Annotated in this window: 17 protein-coding genes and 1 riboswitch; of the genes, 8 read left to right on the forward strand and 9 right to left on the reverse strand. The window is 65.7% G+C overall.

The features are described 5' to 3' along the window. The first annotated feature begins 30 nt into the window (after positions 1 to 30). Positions 31 to 1,164, forward strand: a complete 1,134-nt coding sequence (locus tag HNW77_RS06465) for a serine hydrolase domain-containing protein (protein ID WP_172156280.1) — start codon at positions 31 to 33, stop codon at positions 1,162 to 1,164. Positions 1,165 to 1,184: 20 nt separating this feature from the next. Then, entirely contained in the window at positions 1,185 to 2,342 is a 1,158-nt protein-coding gene (locus HNW77_RS06470; protein ID WP_241694329.1) for a pyridoxal phosphate-dependent aminotransferase, read from the forward strand. A 25-nt stretch (positions 2,343 to 2,367) separates the two neighbouring features. On the opposite strand, the gene HNW77_RS06475 is transcribed toward HNW77_RS06470, so the two are convergent. After that, positions 2,368 to 4,503: a beta-N-acetylhexosaminidase gene (locus HNW77_RS06475; RefSeq protein WP_172156215.1), complete on the reverse strand. Its 2,136-nt coding sequence runs from the start codon at positions 4,501 to 4,503 to the stop codon at positions 2,368 to 2,370. Positions 4,504 to 4,545: 42 nt separating this feature from the next. Then, the gene (gene gluP / locus HNW77_RS06480; protein WP_172156217.1) at positions 4,546 to 5,835 is read right to left on the reverse strand and encodes a glucose/galactose MFS transporter; all 1,290 of its coding nucleotides are present in this window, start codon (positions 5,833 to 5,835) and stop codon (positions 4,546 to 4,548) included. A 185-nt stretch (positions 5,836 to 6,020) separates the two neighbouring features. On the opposite strand from gluP, the gene HNW77_RS06485 reads away from it, so the two are divergent. The 5 genes from HNW77_RS06485 to HNW77_RS06505 all read left to right on the forward strand — a co-directional run bounded on the left by HNW77_RS06485 (position 6,021) and on the right by HNW77_RS06505 (position 10,962). Continuing rightward, a complete protein-coding gene (locus HNW77_RS06485; RefSeq protein ID WP_172156219.1) occupies positions 6,021 to 7,385 on the forward strand; it encodes an aminotransferase-like domain-containing protein in 1,365 nt (454 codons plus the stop codon). 78 nt (positions 7,386 to 7,463) lie between these two features. After that, positions 7,464 to 7,760, forward strand: coding sequence for a putative quinol monooxygenase (locus HNW77_RS06490; protein ID WP_172156221.1), 297 nt, complete (start codon positions 7,464 to 7,466; stop codon positions 7,758 to 7,760). Continuing rightward, a complete protein-coding gene (locus HNW77_RS06495; RefSeq protein WP_172156223.1) occupies positions 7,750 to 8,922 on the forward strand; it encodes an arabinose transporter in 1,173 nt (390 codons plus the stop codon). Before HNW77_RS06490 ends, HNW77_RS06495 begins: the two co-directional genes overlap by 11 nt. A 1-nt stretch (position 8,923) precedes the next feature. Beyond that, positions 8,924 to 10,132, forward strand: a complete 1,209-nt coding sequence (locus HNW77_RS06500; RefSeq protein WP_172156225.1) for a Tm-1-like ATP-binding domain-containing protein — start codon at positions 8,924 to 8,926, stop codon at positions 10,130 to 10,132. Continuing rightward, entirely contained in the window at positions 10,132 to 10,962 is an 831-nt protein-coding gene (locus tag HNW77_RS06505) for a phosphoenolpyruvate hydrolase family protein (protein WP_172156227.1), read from the forward strand. The genes HNW77_RS06500 and HNW77_RS06505 overlap by 1 nt, the downstream gene beginning before the upstream one ends. Before the next feature lie 94 nt (positions 10,963 to 11,056). Here HNW77_RS06505 and HNW77_RS06510 read toward each other — a convergent pair whose 3' ends face one another. From HNW77_RS06510 to HNW77_RS06535, 6 genes are all read right to left on the reverse strand, one after another. Next, positions 11,057 to 11,557, reverse strand: coding sequence for a DUF4232 domain-containing protein (locus HNW77_RS06510; RefSeq protein ID WP_172156229.1), 501 nt, complete (start codon positions 11,555 to 11,557; stop codon positions 11,057 to 11,059). After that, entirely contained in the window at positions 11,554 to 12,003 is a 450-nt protein-coding gene (locus HNW77_RS06515) for a hypothetical protein (RefSeq protein ID WP_172156231.1), read from the reverse strand. The genes HNW77_RS06510 and HNW77_RS06515 overlap by 4 nt, the downstream gene beginning before the upstream one ends. After that, a complete protein-coding gene (locus HNW77_RS06520) occupies positions 12,000 to 13,340 on the reverse strand; it encodes a voltage-gated chloride channel family protein (protein ID WP_172156233.1) in 1,341 nt (446 codons plus the stop codon). Before HNW77_RS06520 ends, HNW77_RS06515 begins: the two co-directional genes overlap by 4 nt. Before the next feature lie 113 nt (positions 13,341 to 13,453). Continuing rightward, positions 13,454 to 13,533, reverse strand: a riboswitch (Fluoride riboswitch). 123 nt (positions 13,534 to 13,656) lie between these two features. Further along, complete coding sequence (locus HNW77_RS06525) at positions 13,657 to 14,601, reverse strand: 2-hydroxyacid dehydrogenase (RefSeq protein WP_172156235.1); 945 nt, start codon at positions 14,599 to 14,601, stop codon at positions 13,657 to 13,659. Between the two features lie 26 nt (positions 14,602 to 14,627). Then, the gene (locus tag HNW77_RS06530; RefSeq protein WP_172156237.1) at positions 14,628 to 15,500 is read right to left on the reverse strand and encodes a dimethylarginine dimethylaminohydrolase family protein; all 873 of its coding nucleotides are present in this window, start codon (positions 15,498 to 15,500) and stop codon (positions 14,628 to 14,630) included. Between the two features lie 140 nt (positions 15,501 to 15,640). Then, complete coding sequence (locus HNW77_RS06535) at positions 15,641 to 16,183, reverse strand: Dps family protein (RefSeq protein WP_172156239.1); 543 nt, start codon at positions 16,181 to 16,183, stop codon at positions 15,641 to 15,643. A gap of 265 nt (positions 16,184 to 16,448) precedes the next feature. On the opposite strand from HNW77_RS06535, the gene HNW77_RS06540 reads away from it, so the two are divergent. Continuing rightward, positions 16,449 to 17,426: a hypothetical protein gene (locus HNW77_RS06540; RefSeq protein ID WP_172156241.1), complete on the forward strand. Its 978-nt coding sequence runs from the start codon at positions 16,449 to 16,451 to the stop codon at positions 17,424 to 17,426. An 80-nt stretch (positions 17,427 to 17,506) separates the two neighbouring features. Here the strand turns inward: HNW77_RS06540 and HNW77_RS06545 are convergent, their stop codons facing one another. Further along, complete coding sequence (locus tag HNW77_RS06545) at positions 17,507 to 17,731, reverse strand: hypothetical protein (RefSeq protein ID WP_172156243.1); 225 nt, start codon at positions 17,729 to 17,731, stop codon at positions 17,507 to 17,509. Positions 17,732 to 17,788: the final 57 nt, after the last annotated feature.

Genomic DNA, 17,788 nt, shown 5'->3' on the forward strand with positions numbered 1-17,788 from the left:
GCACGCTACTCTGCCCCGACCCGGCGCGGCATGATGGCGGGCGGCCTGGCGCTTGGCCTTTCGGCCTGTGCCGCCCGCGCGCGATCCGATGCGCGCATGCCCATGCCAGGCGTTGACGCAAGGCTGCGCCGCGCGGTCAGCCAGCATGAAACCCCCGGCGTTGTCTGCGCCGTGGGCCATGCGGGCGCGGTCGTGCACCGGGCCGTCTATGGCCTGCGCGCCCTCATCCCCCGCCATGAGGCCATGACATGGGATACCATGTTCGACATGGCCTCCCTCACCAAGGCGCTCATCACCGCGCCCGCCATCATGCAGTTATGGGAGCGCGGGCTGGTGGGGCTGGATGTGCCCGTGTGCCATTACCTGCCGGAATTTGCCGCCAACGCCAAATCGGCCATCACCATCCGGCACCTGCTCACCCATTATTCCGGTCTGCCGCCCGACCTTGACCTGACATCACCCTGGCAGGGCGCGGCGGAGGGCCGCAAGCTGACCCTGAACGCCCGGCCCGACCACCCGCCGGGGCAGGGTTTCGTGTATAGCGACATCAATTACCTTGCCCTTGGCTTCGTGGTGGAAAAACTGACCGGCCAGCCCCTTGCCACCTATGCCACGGACACCATCCTGCGCCCGATGGGGCTGGCGCAGTCGTGTTTTCTGCCCCCGCCCGCCCTTGTGCCGCGCATCGCGCCCACGCAGATGGATGAAACCGGCCACATGCTGCGCGGCGTGGTGCATGACCCGACCACGCGCCGCATGGGTGGGGTGGCGGGCCATGCCGGGCTTTTTTCCACCGCAGGTGATCTGTGCCGCTACGCCCAGGCGCTGCTCGACCGCCGCGCGGGGCGGCCGGGCACGCCCTTCCCGCTCCGTCAGGACACCGTGGTGCTGATGACCACGCCCCAGCAGCCTGCGGGCAAAACCGACCTGCGTGGGCTGGGGTGGGATATTGCCACGCATTATTCCAGCGCGCGGGGCGGGCGTTTTCCTGCCGGGTCGTTCGGGCATACCGGCTTTACCGGCACTTCGGTATGGATCGACCCGCAGAGCGACAGCTACGTGCTGATCCTGACCAACCGCGTGCACCCGGACGGGCGCGGCAACGTGGTGGCCCTGCGCCGTGATGTGGCGACGGCTGCGGCAACAGCACTCCTTGATGGCTGAAAGAAGTACGCGAAGACCTGCTGGAGCGCGGCTATTCCCGCTGGCAGTTCGGGCGCATTTCCGCCCTGCTCGGGCTTGGCTCCGCCGCGATGGCCGCCTCCCCGCTCATCAGCCGCGCCGCAGCGGCCAGGAGCGTGCCCGCCAAGGCACCGATAGAAGAGGTACAGAGCAAGGTCGGCATGGTGCGCCTTGGCAGCAATGAATGCTGGACCGGCCCCTTCCCCGAGGCCGCGCAGGCAGGGGCTGCGATGGTACAGTATGGCAACCGTTATGAACCCTCGAACCTGCACGCGCAGTTGATCGACACCGTCGCGCAGGTCGAGAAGGTGCCGCAAACCCATATCCTGCCCTGGCCGGGATCGAGCGACCCGCTTTCACGCACGGTTGTGACCTTCTGCTCGCCCACGCGCGGGCTGGTCACGGCCGACCCCACGTTCGAGAACGCCTGGCGCACCGCCGCATGGCTGGGGGTGAAAGTAACCAAGGTGCCGCTGCGGGCGGAAAACGGATATGCCACCGATGTCAGGGCCATGCTGGCGGCTGACCCGAATGCGGGCATCTATTATATGTGCTCGCCCAACAACCCGACCGGCACCGTCACCCCGCTGGCCGATATCAAATGGCTTGTCGCCCACAAGCCCGCAGGGTCGATCGTTCTGGTTGATGAGGCCTATATCCACTTCGCAGGCACGCCGAGTGCGGCAAAGCTCGTGGCGGAGAACAGGGATGTGGTTGTTCTGCGCACCTTCTCCAAGCTGTTTGCCATGGCGGGCCTGCGGCTGGGCCTGAGCATGGCGCGGCCCGACCTGCATGCCAAAATGATGCGCTATGACGGCACCAGCCAGTCGGGCACGCTCTCGATCGTAGCACTTGCCACCGGCACCGCCAGCCTGACCCGGGCTGCCGCGATTGCCGAACGCCGCAAGCAGATGATCGCCGCGCGGGAAGAAACCTTCGCCCACCTGAAAAAACGCGGCCTGACCTACCTGCCCAGCAATGCCAACATGTTCATGGTGGACTGGAAGCAGCCTGCCCAGACCATGCGCGATGCCTTTGCCAGAAGCAAAGTGGATATCGGCCGGAGCTGGCCCATCTGGCCTACCATGTCACGCGTGACGGTTGGCTCGGCGCAGGACATACAGGCCTTCTGCGCGGCGCTTGACCAGATCATGGCCTGACCGTTCTTCGGGCAATCCTTCGGTTTTACATATGCCCCTGCACCAGCCCCGCAATGCCGGGGGTAATGGCCTGGAGCAGGTCACCCGCAGGCTGCGGGTTCGTGCGCACCGCCAGCATGGATGCCGAGGCAGCAAACTGGGCCTGCGCTGTCTGTAGCACCGCATCCACCTGCACCTGATGCGCCGCGAGCGTGCCATCAAGCGCATACAGCCCCACTGTTGCCAGTTCCGCCAGTTGGCCCGATGCGGGCAGGGCCTCGCGCAGGGCGGGGCGGGTGGCCACGACCTGGCGCAGCCGCGTATCGTTATCACGCCAGATTTCCAGCCGGGCGCGCAGGCTGGCGGCAAGATCACGCTGGCCGCCTACATAGGCTGCCACGTCGCGCATAAAGGCTGTGGCCTGAAAACTGTCAGGTGTCGCGATATCAGCCACCCGGTCCAGCGCGGGCGGGGTGGATGTAGCCGCCACATGCCCCGGGCCGAATACATGGTTGAGCGCGTAATTGCGCACCGGGGTGGTCACGGCCAGCAGGGTGGCAAGCGGGGCAACGCCATCAGGGGCAAGACGGGCCATCATGCGGTGGCGATCGGCTGCGGCGCGGTTGCCCAGCACTTCCAGTTCCGCCTGCACCACGGGCAGGCGGCGGTCCAGTGCAGCCTCATCGCGCACGGTGGCGGGCGACCAGAAGCGCTCGGCCAGGGCAGCCGCGCGCGGCCACAGGCGGGCATCGAGCATTTCCTCGCTCACGATCTCGGTCCACAACGCTGCCTCCGCCCCCAGCACCAGCCCGTCCTGCGCCGTGGTCATGGAGGCGGCGGGGTCAAGGGCAAAGGAGGCGAGTGCCGGGGCATGGGCCGCGGCGACCTGATCGGGCGGCAGGCCATTGCCCAGCGGGTCGAGCGGGTCCACACGGTAATGATCGGCGGCAGGCAGCAGCAGGTCGAGATAATACCCAGCCGAGACCACCACCGGGTGCCCTGCCGCCGTAGCCTGCGCCGTATAACGCGAGCCACGCCACGGCTCGATCACGATGCCGGGGGGTGTCGGCGCATCAAGCAGTTCATCCCAGCCCATCATGGTCTTGCCCTCATGCGCCACGATGGCGAGCACGCGGCGGGTGAAGGCGGCCTGCAGGGCCGGGGCACCGGCATAGCCATGCTGCTGCATAGAGGCGCTGATGCGGGGATTGGCCGTCCATTCATCAGGCCGCACCTCATCGCCGCCCACATGGAAATAGGCATCGGGGAACAGGCCCGCCATTTCATGGTAGAGCCGGGTCAGGAACACATAGGTATCGGGGTTCGTGGGATCGAGTGCGGCGCGGACCACCCGTTTGGGGTCGAGCGGGGTTGTGACGGGCTGGGCGGCATATTGCGGGTAGGCCAGCAGCATGGCGTAGCTGTGGCCCGGCACATCGAATTCCGGCACGACGCGGATGCCGCGATCGGCAGCAGAGGCCACAAGGTCGCGCACCTGCTGCTGGGTATAGTATTGCCCATGGGATGCCACCTGCTGAAGGCGCGGATAGACCCTGCTTTCCACCCGGAAGCCCTGCCCGTCAGACAGATGCAGGTGCAGCACGTTGAACTTGGTCAGTTCCATCATGTCGAGTTGCCGCTCAAGGGCCGCAGGTGACATGAAATGGCGGCTGACATCGACCAGCAGGCCGCGCCATGCAAAACGCGGGCTGTCATCAATCTCGGCCCCATCGAGCATCGGCCCCGCCTCGCCGGGTTCAACGAGTTGCAGCAGCGTGGCCAGCCCGCGCAGCACGCCTGCCGGGCCATCGGCCACCAGTGTTGCGCCATCGGGCCCCGTTCGCAACTGGTAGTGCTCGCGCATGCGAACCGACAGCATATCCGGGTCGGGATGCTGGCAGTTGATGCGCAGCACCAGCCCCGCAGGCGCGCCCGCTACCGCCGGGCGTGCGCTCAGCGCGGCCAGGCGCTGCCCGAAACGCGCCACCGCCCGCTCCAGCAGGGGGGAGCGCACGCCCTGCCACTGCACCTGCACCCCGCCCGCAAGCGGCAGGGCACTGCCTTGCGGCTGGTACCGCACGGGCTGCGGCATCAGCGCCGGGGCGGCCAGGGCAGGCGTGCAGGCCGTGCCCGCGCAAAGAACAGCCATGGCAAAAGGGCGAATACGGGGTGGAAAGCGCATGATGACCATTATTCCGTTAAAGGCACGGCCCATGGTGCCCCATCACGCAGCACGACCCAAGCCCCACGCGCGCCGCCATGCGCCCAGCGCAAAAAGCCCGATCACCCCATAGCCCGGCACGACCAGCCCCATGAAGGCCGCTTTCATGCCCCATGCCCCCTGCAGCAGGGCAAAACATTGCGGCATGACAGCACCCCCGCAAAACGCCATGACCAGCAGCGCATTCACCCGCGCCCGCCATGCCCCCGCCCCGTGCAGCACCAGCGGAAAGAGGATTGGCATCATCATGGCATTGGCCAGCCCCAGCAGGGCCACGCACAGCACCGAGCTCATGCCGTGGGCCATGATGGCCGCAACGCACAGCCCCACCCCCATGGCGGCAGACAGGGCCAGATAGGGCGCGGGCCTGACCACGGCAGGCACCATCATGCTGCCCAGCCCATACCCGCCCAGCATGGCAGCCAGCGTGAACGCGGTGAGAAAACGGGTCTGCTCCACAGCCAGCCCCATGCCGCGCGCATAAAGGCCGATACCGTCGCCCGCCATCACCTCAACCCCCACATAAACAAACACCACCCCGATCCCGACCCATGCCCGCGCTGGCATGCGCCCCGTGGGTGGCGCGACATCCCGGCAGGTCAGGCGCAGGTCAGGCAGGCCCGCATGGCGCAGGGCCAGCGCCACAAGCAGCAGCGCAGCCGCCATGCTCCGATAGGGCAGCACCACCGCGTGGGCAAAACCGGTCAGCATGGCCGCATGCTGGCGGGCGGGACCGGCCTGCGCCAGACGGGCCACCACCCCGCCGATATCAGGCATGACAAGGATTGAAAATACAACAGGTGCGATAATTCCGGAAAGCTTGTTGGCAATTCCCATCCACGCAATGCGCCGCGCCGCCTGCGCGGCCGGCCCAAGCAGCGTAACATAGGGATTGACCGCAACCTGCAGCAGCGTCAGCCCTGCCCCCAGCACCGACAGCCCCGCCAGCGCGCCGGGGTACCATTGCCGCCCCACGCATTCGCCAAACCCCAGCGTGCCCGCCGCCATGACCCCGAGCGCCAGCCTGATGCCACAGTACAGGCCCAGGCGCCGCGCCAGTGCCGTGGCAGGAAACGCACAGAAAAAATAGGCAAGGTAAAAACACATTGGCACCAGAAAGGCCCCCACCGGCCCCAGCCCGAAGGCAACCTGCACAAAGGTGATCAGCGGCCCATTGAGCCACGTGACAAACCCGATGATGAAAAACAGCCCCGCCATGACCAGCAGCGGCCGCGCGCCATAAGCCTTGCCGGTTCCGGCCCCTCCGTCATGGTTCAGATCCGCTTGCCCCATTCGCTGCATCCCCCGCGCCCTGGTCCGTGCGCATCATCACCGCGCAAGACAGGCCAACATTGGTCCTGTCATACCGATACCGTAACAGCGCGGGCAAAAAAGCGGCAATCGCACGGCGCCGGTTCCGCCCCCTGCCCTGGCCTGCTATGGCTGGGCCACCGCAACAGGATTCAGGTCTGTCACGCATGCGCCTGCGTTCCCCCTGGCCGCCACGCCTGCCCGCAGGCGACGGCCCTCCTGCCGAAAGGCTGGCCGAAGCCCTGGCCGGTGACATACTCGGCGGCCGGCTGCAATCAGGCGACCGCCTGCCCGCGCACCGCCCGCTGGCCTGGCAGCTTGGCATCGGCATTGGCAGCGTGACGCGGGCCTACGCCACGCTGGAGCGGCGCGGACTGGTGCGCAGCGTGCGCGGGCGGGGCACCTTTGTCGCCGCCAGCCCCAACGGCACGGCGCAGATGCTTGACCTTTCCGCCAACATGCCGCCGCCCATGTTCAGCGACCGCGCGCTGGCCCGCACGCTGGGCCGCCTTGCCCGCACGGTCGATCCGGCGCTGTTCAATGTCTATCCGCCCGTGGCGGGTCATATCGAACACCGGCGCATCATGGCCCACTGGCTGGCGGAACTCGGCGTGGACCTTGCGCCCGACCAGTTGCTGCTGACCAGCGGGGCGCAGCAGGCGCTTGGCGTGGCCCTTGCCGCCGCGCGCGCAAGCACCCCCGTCATGCTGACCGAGGCCCTGACCTATCCCGGCATGCTGTCCCTTGCGCGGCAGGCGGGCCTGTGCGTACAGGGCCTGCCGATGGATGCGCAGGGCCTGCTGCCCGCAGCACTTGACCACGCCCTGCGCCAGCACGCCCCCCGGCGCTGCGTGCTCTATGTCACGCCGACCATGCACAACCCCACCACCGCCACCATGAGTGCGGGCCGCAGGCGGGACATCGCGCGCCTGTGCAGCCGCCATGATGCGCTGATCATTGAAGATGATGTCTATGACTGCGCGCCCGATACCGCCCTGCCCCCGCTGGTGACACTGGCGCCGGAGCGGACCTTTTATGTCAGCAGCCTGTCAAAGACCCTCAGCCCCGGCCTGCGCATCGGGGCACTGGCGCCGCCGCAGGGGTTCATGCAGGCGGCCCGCGACGCATTGCTGAGCGCATCGCTCATGATCGCCCCGCTCTCCTATGCCATGATGGCGCAGTGGATGCTTGATGGCACGGCGGCCTCCGTGCGGCAGTCGCTGCGGGGCGAGGCGGAACGCCGCCGCGCACTGGCGCAGTCCGTGCTTGGCCCTCATCTTGTGCTGCCGCCTTATGATGCCTTTCATGCATGGATGCCCATGCCACTGGCCCGCGCACAGGCATTCGGGGCACAGGCTGCCCGGCAGGGCGTGACGGTCAGCCTGCCCCGGCCCTTCATGGTCCACGCGGAGGAAGCCGGTGCGCCAGCGGGCATTCGCCTGTGCCTTGGCCCGACACCCCTGCCCGACCTGCGTGAGGCCCTGCACCGGCTGCGCCATGTGCTTGATGGCATGGACAATAGTGTCACGTGACACTTTCTTCGTGGAAGAAAAGTGTTACACGCTCCTATGCTCGCCACACCATAAAACACATCTGGCGAGGATATTGTCATGACAGCGCAGCCCATCACGGTCATTGCCACGCTCCGCATCCTGCCGGGGCATGAAACGGCAGCGCTCGACGCCATCCGCCAGTGCGTGGCGCTGTCACGGCGGGAGGCGAGCAACCTGTCCTATCAATGCCACCGTGACATCAACGACCCTGCCGTTTTCGTGTTTGTCGAGCGCTGGGCCAGCCCCCAAGCCCTGACCGCCCATGAAGAAACACCCCACTTCCAGGCCATGAAAGCCGTGTTCGCCACGGCACTGGCCGCGCCGCTTTCGGTGCATGTGACCCGTGAACTCTGAGGCCGCATCCCTGCGCCAGCTTGGCCGTCTCGCCATTGCGCTGTTCCTGGCCTACATGGCCGTGGCCCTGCCGCTGGCCGCCATTCCGGTGGCCGTGCTGCACTGGCCGGGTTATGGCAACGGGCTGGCGGGGCTGGCGGTGGGCATTGCCTTCTTCTCCACCATTCTCAGCCGCAACCATGCGGGCCAGATGGCTGATACACGAGGCGGCAGGCCATGCATGCGCACCGGGCTGACGGTGTATGTGGCGGCCAGCCTGCTCTGCGCCCTCGCTGCCCTGCCCGGCCTGGGCAACGGCGCGCGCTACGCCATCGTGGTCGCAGGCAGGCTCCTGCTGGGCGTGGGCGAAAGCCTGACCATCGTGGGCATGCTGGGCTGGGGCATCGGGCTGGTGGGGCAGGCGCGCGCGGGCCGCGTGCTGGCCTGGACGGGGGCGGCCATGTACGGCGCCTTTGCCGTGGGCGGCCCGATCGGGCTGGCGCTGTACCAGCAGGCGGGGCTGGGCGCGCTCATGGGCGTGGCCGCCCTGCTGCCGCTGGTGGGGCTGGCACTGGTGCAGACCATACCCGCCACCCCGACACATGCGGGCGGCAGGCCGCCATTCTGGCAGGTGCTGGGCACAATCCGCTGGCAGGGCATGGCCGTGGCCCTGCAGGGCGTGGGCTTTGCCGCACTGGGCGCGTTCCTGCCGCTGCGCTTCATCCACGCCCACTGGCCCGGCGCCGGGCTGGGGCTGACCTGTTTTGGCGCGGCCTTCGTGGCCGGGCGCTTTGTGTGCGGGCACCTGCCTGACCGGATGGGCGGGCTGCAGGTCGCGCTGTTCTCGCTGGTGGTCGAGGCGGCGGGGCAATACCTGCTCTGGCTTGCGCCCTCGCCCGCGCTGGCGCTGGGGGGCGCGCTGCTGACCGGGGCGGGCTGCTCCATGGTCTTCCCCGCCCTCGGGGTCGAGGTGGTGCGGCTGGTAGCCCCTGCCATGCGGGCCACGGCACTAGGCGGCTTCGCGGCATTTCAGGACCTGGCCTATGGCGCCACCGGCCCGCTGGCGGGGCTGCTGGCTGACCGGTGCGGGTACGCGGGCGTGTTCGTGCTGGGCGGGGCCTGCGCCACGCTGGGCGCGGGCATTGTGCTCGCCCTGCTGGCCCGCCAGCGTGCGGAGGCATGACATGAATTCAGGCCATGTTTACATTCTGGGCACCTGCGACACCAAGCAGGCCGAACTGACCTATCTGCGCCAGACCCTGCGCGAGAGCGGGATTGCGGCGCTGATTGTCGATACCGGCACGCGGCATGCGGGGCACGAGGCCGATATCAGCGCCCGCGCGGTCGCCCGCTGCCACCCGAAGGGAGAAGATTACGTTTTCTGTGGCGACCGGGGGCGAGCGATTGCGGCAATGGCGGAAGCGCTGTGCGTGTTCCTGCGCACGCGCACCGACATGCGCGGCGTGCTGGCCATTGGCGGCTCGGGCGGCACGGCGCTGGTGGCTCCTGCCCTGCAGGCGCTGCCCATCGGCCTGCCCAAGCTGGTGGTCTCGACCGTGGCCTCGGGCAATACCGCGCCCTATGTGGGGGGCGCCGACATTGCCATGCTCTATCCGGTGACGGACATGGAGGGGCTCAACCGCATCTCGCGCGTGGTGCTGGGTAACGCGGCCCATGCCATGGCGGGCATGGCGCGCAGCCCATGCCGCCCCGCGCCCGACCCACGCCCCGCCATTGGCCTGACCATGTTCGGCGTGACCACGCCATGCGTGGAGCAGGTGGTGCACCAGCTTTCCGGCCGGTTTGACTGCCTTGTGTTCCACGCCACCGGCACCGGCGGCCGCGCCATGGAGCGGCTGGCCGATGACGGGATGATCAGCGGCTTCATCGACACGACGCTGACCGAGTTCTGCGATTACGTGGCTGGCGGCATCTTTGCGTGCGATGCCGACCGGCTTGGCGCGGTCATCCGCACCGGCCTGCCTTACGTGGGCAGTTGCGGCGGACTGGACATGGTCAATTTCGGTGCCCGCGCCAGCGTGCCCGCCCATTACAGGGGCCGCGTGTTTGTCGAGCACAATCCCCAGATCACGCTGATGCGCACGAATGCAGCCGAATGCCGGGCCATGGGCCACATGATCGGCCACCAGCTCAACCGCTGCGCGGGCGAAGTGCGCTTTCTCTATCCCGAGGGCGGGTTTTCCGTGCTCGACCAGCCCGGCGGCCCGTTCCATGACCCCGAAGCCGATGAAGCCTTTTATGCCGCCCTGGCCGAGACACTGGAGCAGACCGCGCAGCGTCGGCTGATCCGCCTTCCCCATGCGATCAACGACCCGGCCTTCGCCGCGGCGCTGGCGCATGAATTTTCGCATCTTTATGGAGACCAACCCTGATGCCCCGTATTGCCCGTAGTGAAATCCTCGCCCGCTTCCGCAGCATGATCGCCGCGCGCACGCCCATCGTAGGTGGCGGCGCGGGCACTGGCCTGTCCGCCAAATGCGAGGCGGCGGGCGGCATCGACCTGATCGTCATCTACAATTCCGGGCGGTACCGCATGGCGGGCCGTGGCTCGCTGGCGGGGCTGCTGGCCTATGGCAACGCCAACCAGATCGTGATGGACATGGCGCGCGAGGTCCTGCCCGTGGTGCCCAACACCCCCGTGCTGGCCGGGGTGAATGGCACCGACCCGTTCGTGGATTTTGACGTGTTCCTTGATGACGTGAAGCGGGTCGGCTTTTCGGGCATCCAGAACTTCCCCACCGTGGGGCTGATTGACGGCAATTTCCGCAAGAACCTTGAGGAAACCGGCATGAGCTACAGCCTTGAGGTGGATGTGGTGGCCCGCGCCCACAAAAAAGACCTGCTGACCACGCCCTACGTGTTCGACCCCGCCCAGGCGGTGGACATGGCCAAGGCGGGTGCTGACGTGCTGGTGGCCCATATGGGGCTGACCACGGGCGGCGCGATCGGCGCGGAAACGGCGCTCACGCTCGATGACTGCACGGCGCAGATCAACGCGATCATCGAGGCTGCGCGCAGCGTGCGCCCCGACATCATCATGCTGTGCCACGGCGGCCCGATCGCCATGCCCGCCGATGCGCAGAAAGTGCTTGCCGCCTGCCCGGGCTGCCACGGCTTTTATGGTGCATCGAGCATGGAGCGCCTGCCCGTCGAGGTCGCGCTGACCGAGCAGACCCGCAACTTCAAGGCGCTGACGCGCTGATGGTAAAATAATAAACGTTTTCGGGTGCCGCCTTTTTTTTAAAAGGCGGCGTTCTTTTCAAAGCTTTTTGTGAAAAAAGCTTTACCAAAAACTTTTATTCGGCTTCAGGTGGCCCCTCGGTCCATGGCTGCTGCTCGATCGCAGGGGGACTATTGGCGGGGCCGCACAGGGTACGGGCAAAACCATGCCGCACCTGCCCGTGGCGCAGGGGCATTACCACTGTTGCCGGTGTCATGCACGCACCGGGGTCGAACACATTGCCAGAGACCCAGCGCAGGGCGGTTTTCACCTGCCCGCCCGCAGGCAGCCCCATGGCCGGCGCGGACACGACTGGCTGCCATGCCACGGCAAGGGGATGATGGTGGCCATCTTCAAACAAAAGCGGCCGCATCCCCGCAACCGAGCAGGCACGCGCGCCGGTGTTGCGCACGATAACCCATGTGCCGCTGTGCATCATGCCATTGAATACGCCTTGCCCGTCATCAAGGCTCACCACGATCTGCCGCGCCTTGCAATCAGGCACGGTCGTGGCCCGCGCCTGTAATGACAGGCTCCATAGCGTAAGGGCCACGAGCCCCGCGATCCGACCCTTCATGGCCCGGCCTGCACCGGCCCGGTGGGGCTTGCATCAAAATGCGCCACATGCCCGGTGGCGGGATCAAGATGGCATGCCCACGCAAAACCGACCCACTCGATGCCCCTGCCCGCCCGCAGGAACTGCCCCCGCCCCGACACCAGCGCGGCACTGGCCACGACCTGGCTGCCCGGCCCCGCATCCTGCAGGAAAAAACGGTGTGGCTCGCTGCCCATGCGCACCAGCACGCGCCGCGCCGCATTCTGGCACAGGAAGGTGGTCATCTGCCACGCCATGTCCTGCCCCTGCACGGCGCGGCGCGTGGCGGGATCGGCAATGTGGCTGATCTGCCGGTCGATGATCCGCTGTTCAGCCATGGAGGGGCCAGCCCTGACCGGCGCGCCACAGGCAGGCCGCAGCATGGCCAGCAGGCCAAGCCCTGCGCACAGACCACGCATCATGTTCATGGTTCCGGTCTCCCCATGCGGGCCTGCCGCAATGCCATGCCAATCATGCCGCGCGCCTGGTGCCGCTTGGGCACGGCCACGCGCTGGGACAGGTAGATGCCTGAATGACCCGAGCATATATAGGCCACGAAACAGCCGGTGGCGAAATAGACGATATCCGCCGTGCCGAACAGTTCCACCCCCATGAGCGTACAGGCCAGCGGCGTATTGGCCGCCCCCGCAAACACCGCGACAAACCCCACCCCCGCCAGCAGGTCCGCCGGGGCGTGCAGCAATGGGGCCAGCGCATTGCCCAGCCCCGCCCCGATGAAGAACAGCGGCGTGACCTCACCCCCCTTGAAGCCCGCGGCCAGCACGACCACCGTAAAGACCAGCTTCCACGCCCAGGCCAGCGGGTAATGCCCGCTGCCAAAGAAATTGGTAATGGACGCCCCGCCAGCCTCGGGTGCGATAATGCCCAGCCCCAGATAGTCACGCGATCCACACAGCCACACCAGGGCGATGGTCGCAATCCCGCCCAATGCGGGTCGCAGCCACACCACCGGGCAGACCTGCCGCAGGCGGGCCGCCAGCCGGTGCACCGATTCAGCAAATACGAGGCTGGCCAGCCCGAAGGCCACCGCCGCCACCATGACCTTGCCCAGCAGCAGCAGGTCGGCATGGAAAAAATGTCCATCCGCCCCGGCATAACCCTGAAAGGCCAGGTGATAGGGCACATGCTCCATGCCCCATGCATGGCAGGTCCAGTCCGCCACGATGGCGCTCAAGGCCACGGGAACAAGGGCATCATAATCAATGCGGCCAACCCGGATCACTTCCATGCCAAACACGGCGCCCGCCACCGGCGTGCCGAACACGGCGGAAAACCCCGCCGCGATGCCGGACATGAGCAGGACCCGGATCTCGTACGGGTTGATCAGGCGCCACACCCGCCCTACCGTGCTGGCAATGCTGCCGCCCATCTGCACCGCCGTGCCCTCACGCCCCACCGATGCCCCGAACAGGTGGCTGACCACCGTGCCCACGAGCACCAGCGGCGCCATGCGCAGGGGCACGCCGCCGCCAGGTTCGTGGATCTGGTCCACGATCAGGTTATTGCCCCCCTCGGCCGCGCGCCCCCATGCGTAATAGAGCAGCCCCACGGCAACACCCGCCACCGGCAGGCCGTAAAGCAGCCACGGGTGCAGCAGGCGTGTCTGCGCCGCCCGGTCGAGCAGCCACAGGAACAGGGCGCACAGCGTGCCCACGCAGGCCGCCATGGGCAGCAGCAGGCTGGCCCATTTGAGCAGGCCCTCCGACTGGCGGGCCACAGCCCGCGCAAGTGCAGCAATATTCATGATGGTTCGGTAAACCCGGCATTCAGGATGGAACAGTTGGCCAGTTCTTATCTGGCCGTGGATCATGGCTATGCGAAACGCTACACGGACGCCTCCCCTTGTTGCCATAAAGGCAGTGGGCAGGAATCATCAGCGCCCTTGCGGGCAGCGGTTCGACCAGCATGGTCCGGCAGAATCCATTGCCGTATTGATTTAAAAAAGCCCTTGCGGGCGCGGGGGTCAACCATGAAAACACAAGGAAGCCGGAAGAACACCGCCTTTTTGAAAAAGGCGGCACCCGGAAACTTTTATTGTTTTCCGGCATGTCCTGCCGGTTTCAGTATCCCCGCCGGGGGTCGCACAGCAGGGCGGGCCGCTCGTTGCGCTCCATCTGGCCAATGACCTCCACCACATAACGCGCCTGTGCCTCCCGCGAGGCCTCGGAGGCCACATGCGGGGTAATGGTCACGCGCTCATGCGACCATAATGGGTCATCCGGCGGCAGGGGTTCAGGCACCACCACATCAAGCACCGCGCCGCCAAGCACGCCCTCATCAAGCGCGCGGAGCAGGTCGGCCTGCACCACATGGTTGCCGCGCCCGACATTGACCAGCCCCGCCCCGCGCGGCAGTTGCGCCAGCAGGGCGTAATCGATCATGCCGCGCGTCTGCGGCGTGCTGGGCAACAGGTTGACCAGAATATCCACATCACGCAAAAAATCAGGCAGTTCCGAAGGTCCGGCAAAGGTGCGGATGCCCGGCACCATCTGCGCCGAACGCCGCCAGCCTGAAACCTTGAAACCGACCTGCCGCAACACCTGGCCCACATGCGCGCCAAGATGCCCCATGCCCATTATGCCCACGCGGGTCTGGGTGCTGGTACGCGTGCTGGTGCGCGGGTTATGCCATTGATGCGCGTTCTGCTGCACCACCCACGCCCGCGCGCCCCGCACCAGGCCAAGCGTGGCCCATAACACGTAATCGGCCATCAGGATTGCTGTCTGCTCGCCGCCCATGCGCACCAGCGGCACATGCTGGGGAAAGGCCGGGTTGTCGAGCAGATGATTGACCCCTGCGCCCGTGCAGATGATGGCCTTGAGCCCGCCCATCCGGCCAAGGTCATCCGCCGTGGGGTTCCAGACCAGCGCATAATCATCAGTCCCGGGTTCCAGCGCGGGGTCATGCCATGCGGCCAGCGCCAGATCGGGCGCCACGTCATGGAAAGCCGCCCGCCACGAGGCCATGCCGGCAGGCCCCTCCGCACAGATGATAAGCCTTGGCATCCTGTCTTTGTGCTCCCCTGCGCCGTTCAGCCTGCCAGAAGGGATTTACGGCGTAGCGGCATGGTCATGCAATGAATACTGCCCCCACCCTGGGAAAACTGGTCAAGGGCCGGGTCAAGCACGCGCAGCCCCTCGGCGCGCAGCATCTGGTTGATGCGGGTGCAGTGATGCGGACTGACCACGCGGTCGCGGCCAAGGGCCAGCACGTTGCAGCCCATGTCGCGCATCGCCTCCTTGTAACTGACCGGCAGCAGGCGGATGCCGTGGGCGCGGAACCAGTCAAGGTCTTCATCGGCAATCACATCAACCGCGGCGATGGCAAGATTCTCGGCCACCATGGTGAAAATGACATCAAGATGCAGGAAGTGCTCGGCGAAGTGGATCATGCGGCACTCCCAGCCTGCCGCCTCGAACCAGCTTATGAACTCGGCGGCACCCGCCTCATCCGTGCGGCCACCGCTCACGCCCACCGCCAGCAGGCCGGGGCGGATGACATGGATGTCCCCGCCTTCGATATGGCCTGCCGTGCAGGTCTTCCAGATTTCGCCGGAGCCGTAGAATTCATGGATCGGCCCGATCTCGGCCCTGCGCTCGGGGCGGGCCAGGCGGGTGACCACGGTGCCGAATGGCGTGGTCTGCGAACTGTCGCGGGTATAGACCTCGTAGGGCATGCCCTCATGCGGGGTCAGGTAGTGGCAGGCGACCTGCTCGCCTTCCAGCGCCGCCACGAGTTCACGGAACTGCGTGCCCAGGGCCGCGCGGTCGGGCCGCCTGCCCTGCGCCATGCTGCGGATGGCGATGTCATTGCTTGGTATCCACGCATAATGATCGGGGGGGCAGAGCAGCACGTCGGCCAGTTCGCCTGTTTCACTGTCGATAAACCAGCGATTTGCCACCATAATGCCTGTTATCCTGTACCGTTCAAACGTTACGATACCGCATATTTCTCCTCCTTCAAGATACCAATGATCTGGAGTTTACTTTAGCGACAAGCAAACCGAACCCTGCCCCCGGCACGGCAACACGGGGCACGGTACGGTCAGTTGTTCACGCCAAAGGCCGGGCGGGTTGCTTCAAAAAGGAACCACGTGCGGCGCTCGGTCTCGTCGATCCAGTTTTCGAGCAGGCTGGCTGTCGCCACGTCATTGCCTTCGTCGCACACGGCATGGACGGCACGCAGGCGCGCGGTCAGGGCCAGGTTGTCCTCACGCAGTTCAGACAGCATGTCCTCGGGGGTCACGTATTCAGCATCGTTATCGGCCACCCTGGTCAGGCGTGCGATCTCGCCCACCGAATGCAGGGTATTGCCACCGATCCTGCGCGCGCGCTCGGCCAATGGATCGGTCATGGCGAAGATCTGGCTGCCCTGCTCATCAAGCAGCAGATGATAATCGCGGAAATGGCGGCCACTCATATGCCAGTGAAAGTTCTTGGTCTTGATATAGAGCGCAAAAACATCGGCCAGAACCGCCTTCAGTCCTGCCGCGATGTCACGCACCGCCTCCTGCGCGAGGTCGGTCGGCGTGCCGAGATAGGTCCGCACATGGGCCGTGCCTGCTGCGACTGCCTTGTCTTTCATCATGATCTCCGTGGTCTGTCATCGGGCCGGACATGAATGCCGTGCGGCATCGGCCCCTGCCCTCAACGCATGGCGGGCCGGGGGGTTCATGGCTGCCGTTTTTGTATTGCAATTGATATTCGTTTGCATTATCAGTCAGCTTACTCACGGCGTCATCAGGCAGTTTTCCCAACCGTCGATTTCCCAGCACAGAGCCGTGAAAACTCATGCGGCATCGCCACCATGCGGTGGCGATGCCGCCCTTTTCCTTTCCTGCAGGGATCATGCCATGAGCGAGACAACAGGCTGCACGGCCGACTGGCACCTTGAACATTCCACCCCCGCGCAACTGCTGCATTATCTTGACCCCCATTATCCTTTTGCCCGGCAGGCCAATGTGCTGGCCCGGCGCTTTAAAGATGTGCAGGCCTTGTGTGGTAGCGGCGAGGCGACACCCGCGCTGACCCGGCTGCGCAATGCGCTGGCGTTCCACCTGATCAAGCTCTCACGGTGGTGGCGGTTTGATTTCTGCCCGCGCGGGGTCACGGGGGTGAACAACCCGCTGTTCCTTACCTACGTCAAGAACCATGCCGAACGCAGCGTGGATGATGAAAGCCTGCTCGATGTCTTTACCGCGCAACGTTACATGCATGCGGGCGATGGCGGCCATATTGCCATACTGGGCCATGATCCGCTGACCGACCCCACAATTTCCATCCTGTATGGCATCGACGGGCAGCGTGCGTTCCGGTTTGCAACCGGCTCGCATGGGGCCGAACCGTTATGGAACGGCCAGGCCTATCCTGATTTTGCCTCCGCCTGGCTTGCGGCGCGCGCGGTGCATGCGCTCGTGTGCGATGACAGCACCGACATGCATGAATTCGAGACCGCGCAGCGCGAGCATATGTGGGCGCGCGCCTGGCACCGGCAGCACTTTCACCGCAGCCGCAAGCAGCCGCTCATTGCGCTTTACGCGCAGGCACACACGCAGCTTTCCAACTGCCAGTCGGCCTTTGGCCGCGCGGAAATGAAAACCGTGACCGACCGCCTGGCCTTTACCCTCGCGCAGACCGCCTTCGAGCGGCGCATGACCGTAGCCGACCTGATTGAGGAGAGCGACATGCTGGCCATCAACCTGCGCGCCGCCAACACCATAAAGCAGCGCGCACGCGCCTATGTGGCAACGTGCATCGACCCCGTTCTGCGGCCCGAGATGGATATCCTGCTTGACCGCGTGGTCTCTTACGTGCCCCGGCGGTGCCCCTGACGCCTGCAGCCGCCCCGTATGATCGGGAATGCACAGATGGCCTGGCATCGTATAGAAAAACCTGAAATATCGGTCAGGATTCAACTGAAATGAAACTGTAGCTTATACATTTCTTCTTTATCATCCTGATCCATCTGCCCGTTCATGTTTTCCAAAACAGCATACATGATTCCCTTTACGGGCGGACTGCCATAAACATCGCGCCTGTTCAAACCCAGGTCCATGAGCTTTTCTTTAAGCGCAGGATCTGAAACATATTTGTCAACAAAATACAAAAGTAACCTTCTGGCGTCTTCATTATTCATTGACAGGACCTTCAGGAGCCGTCTTTTTTCCATTAAAGACGGCTCCACCCGAAGCCA

The sequence above is a fragment of the Komagataeibacter melomenusus genome (assembly GCF_013155395.1).
Lineage (GTDB): Bacteria > Pseudomonadota > Alphaproteobacteria > Acetobacterales > Acetobacteraceae > Komagataeibacter > Komagataeibacter melomenusus.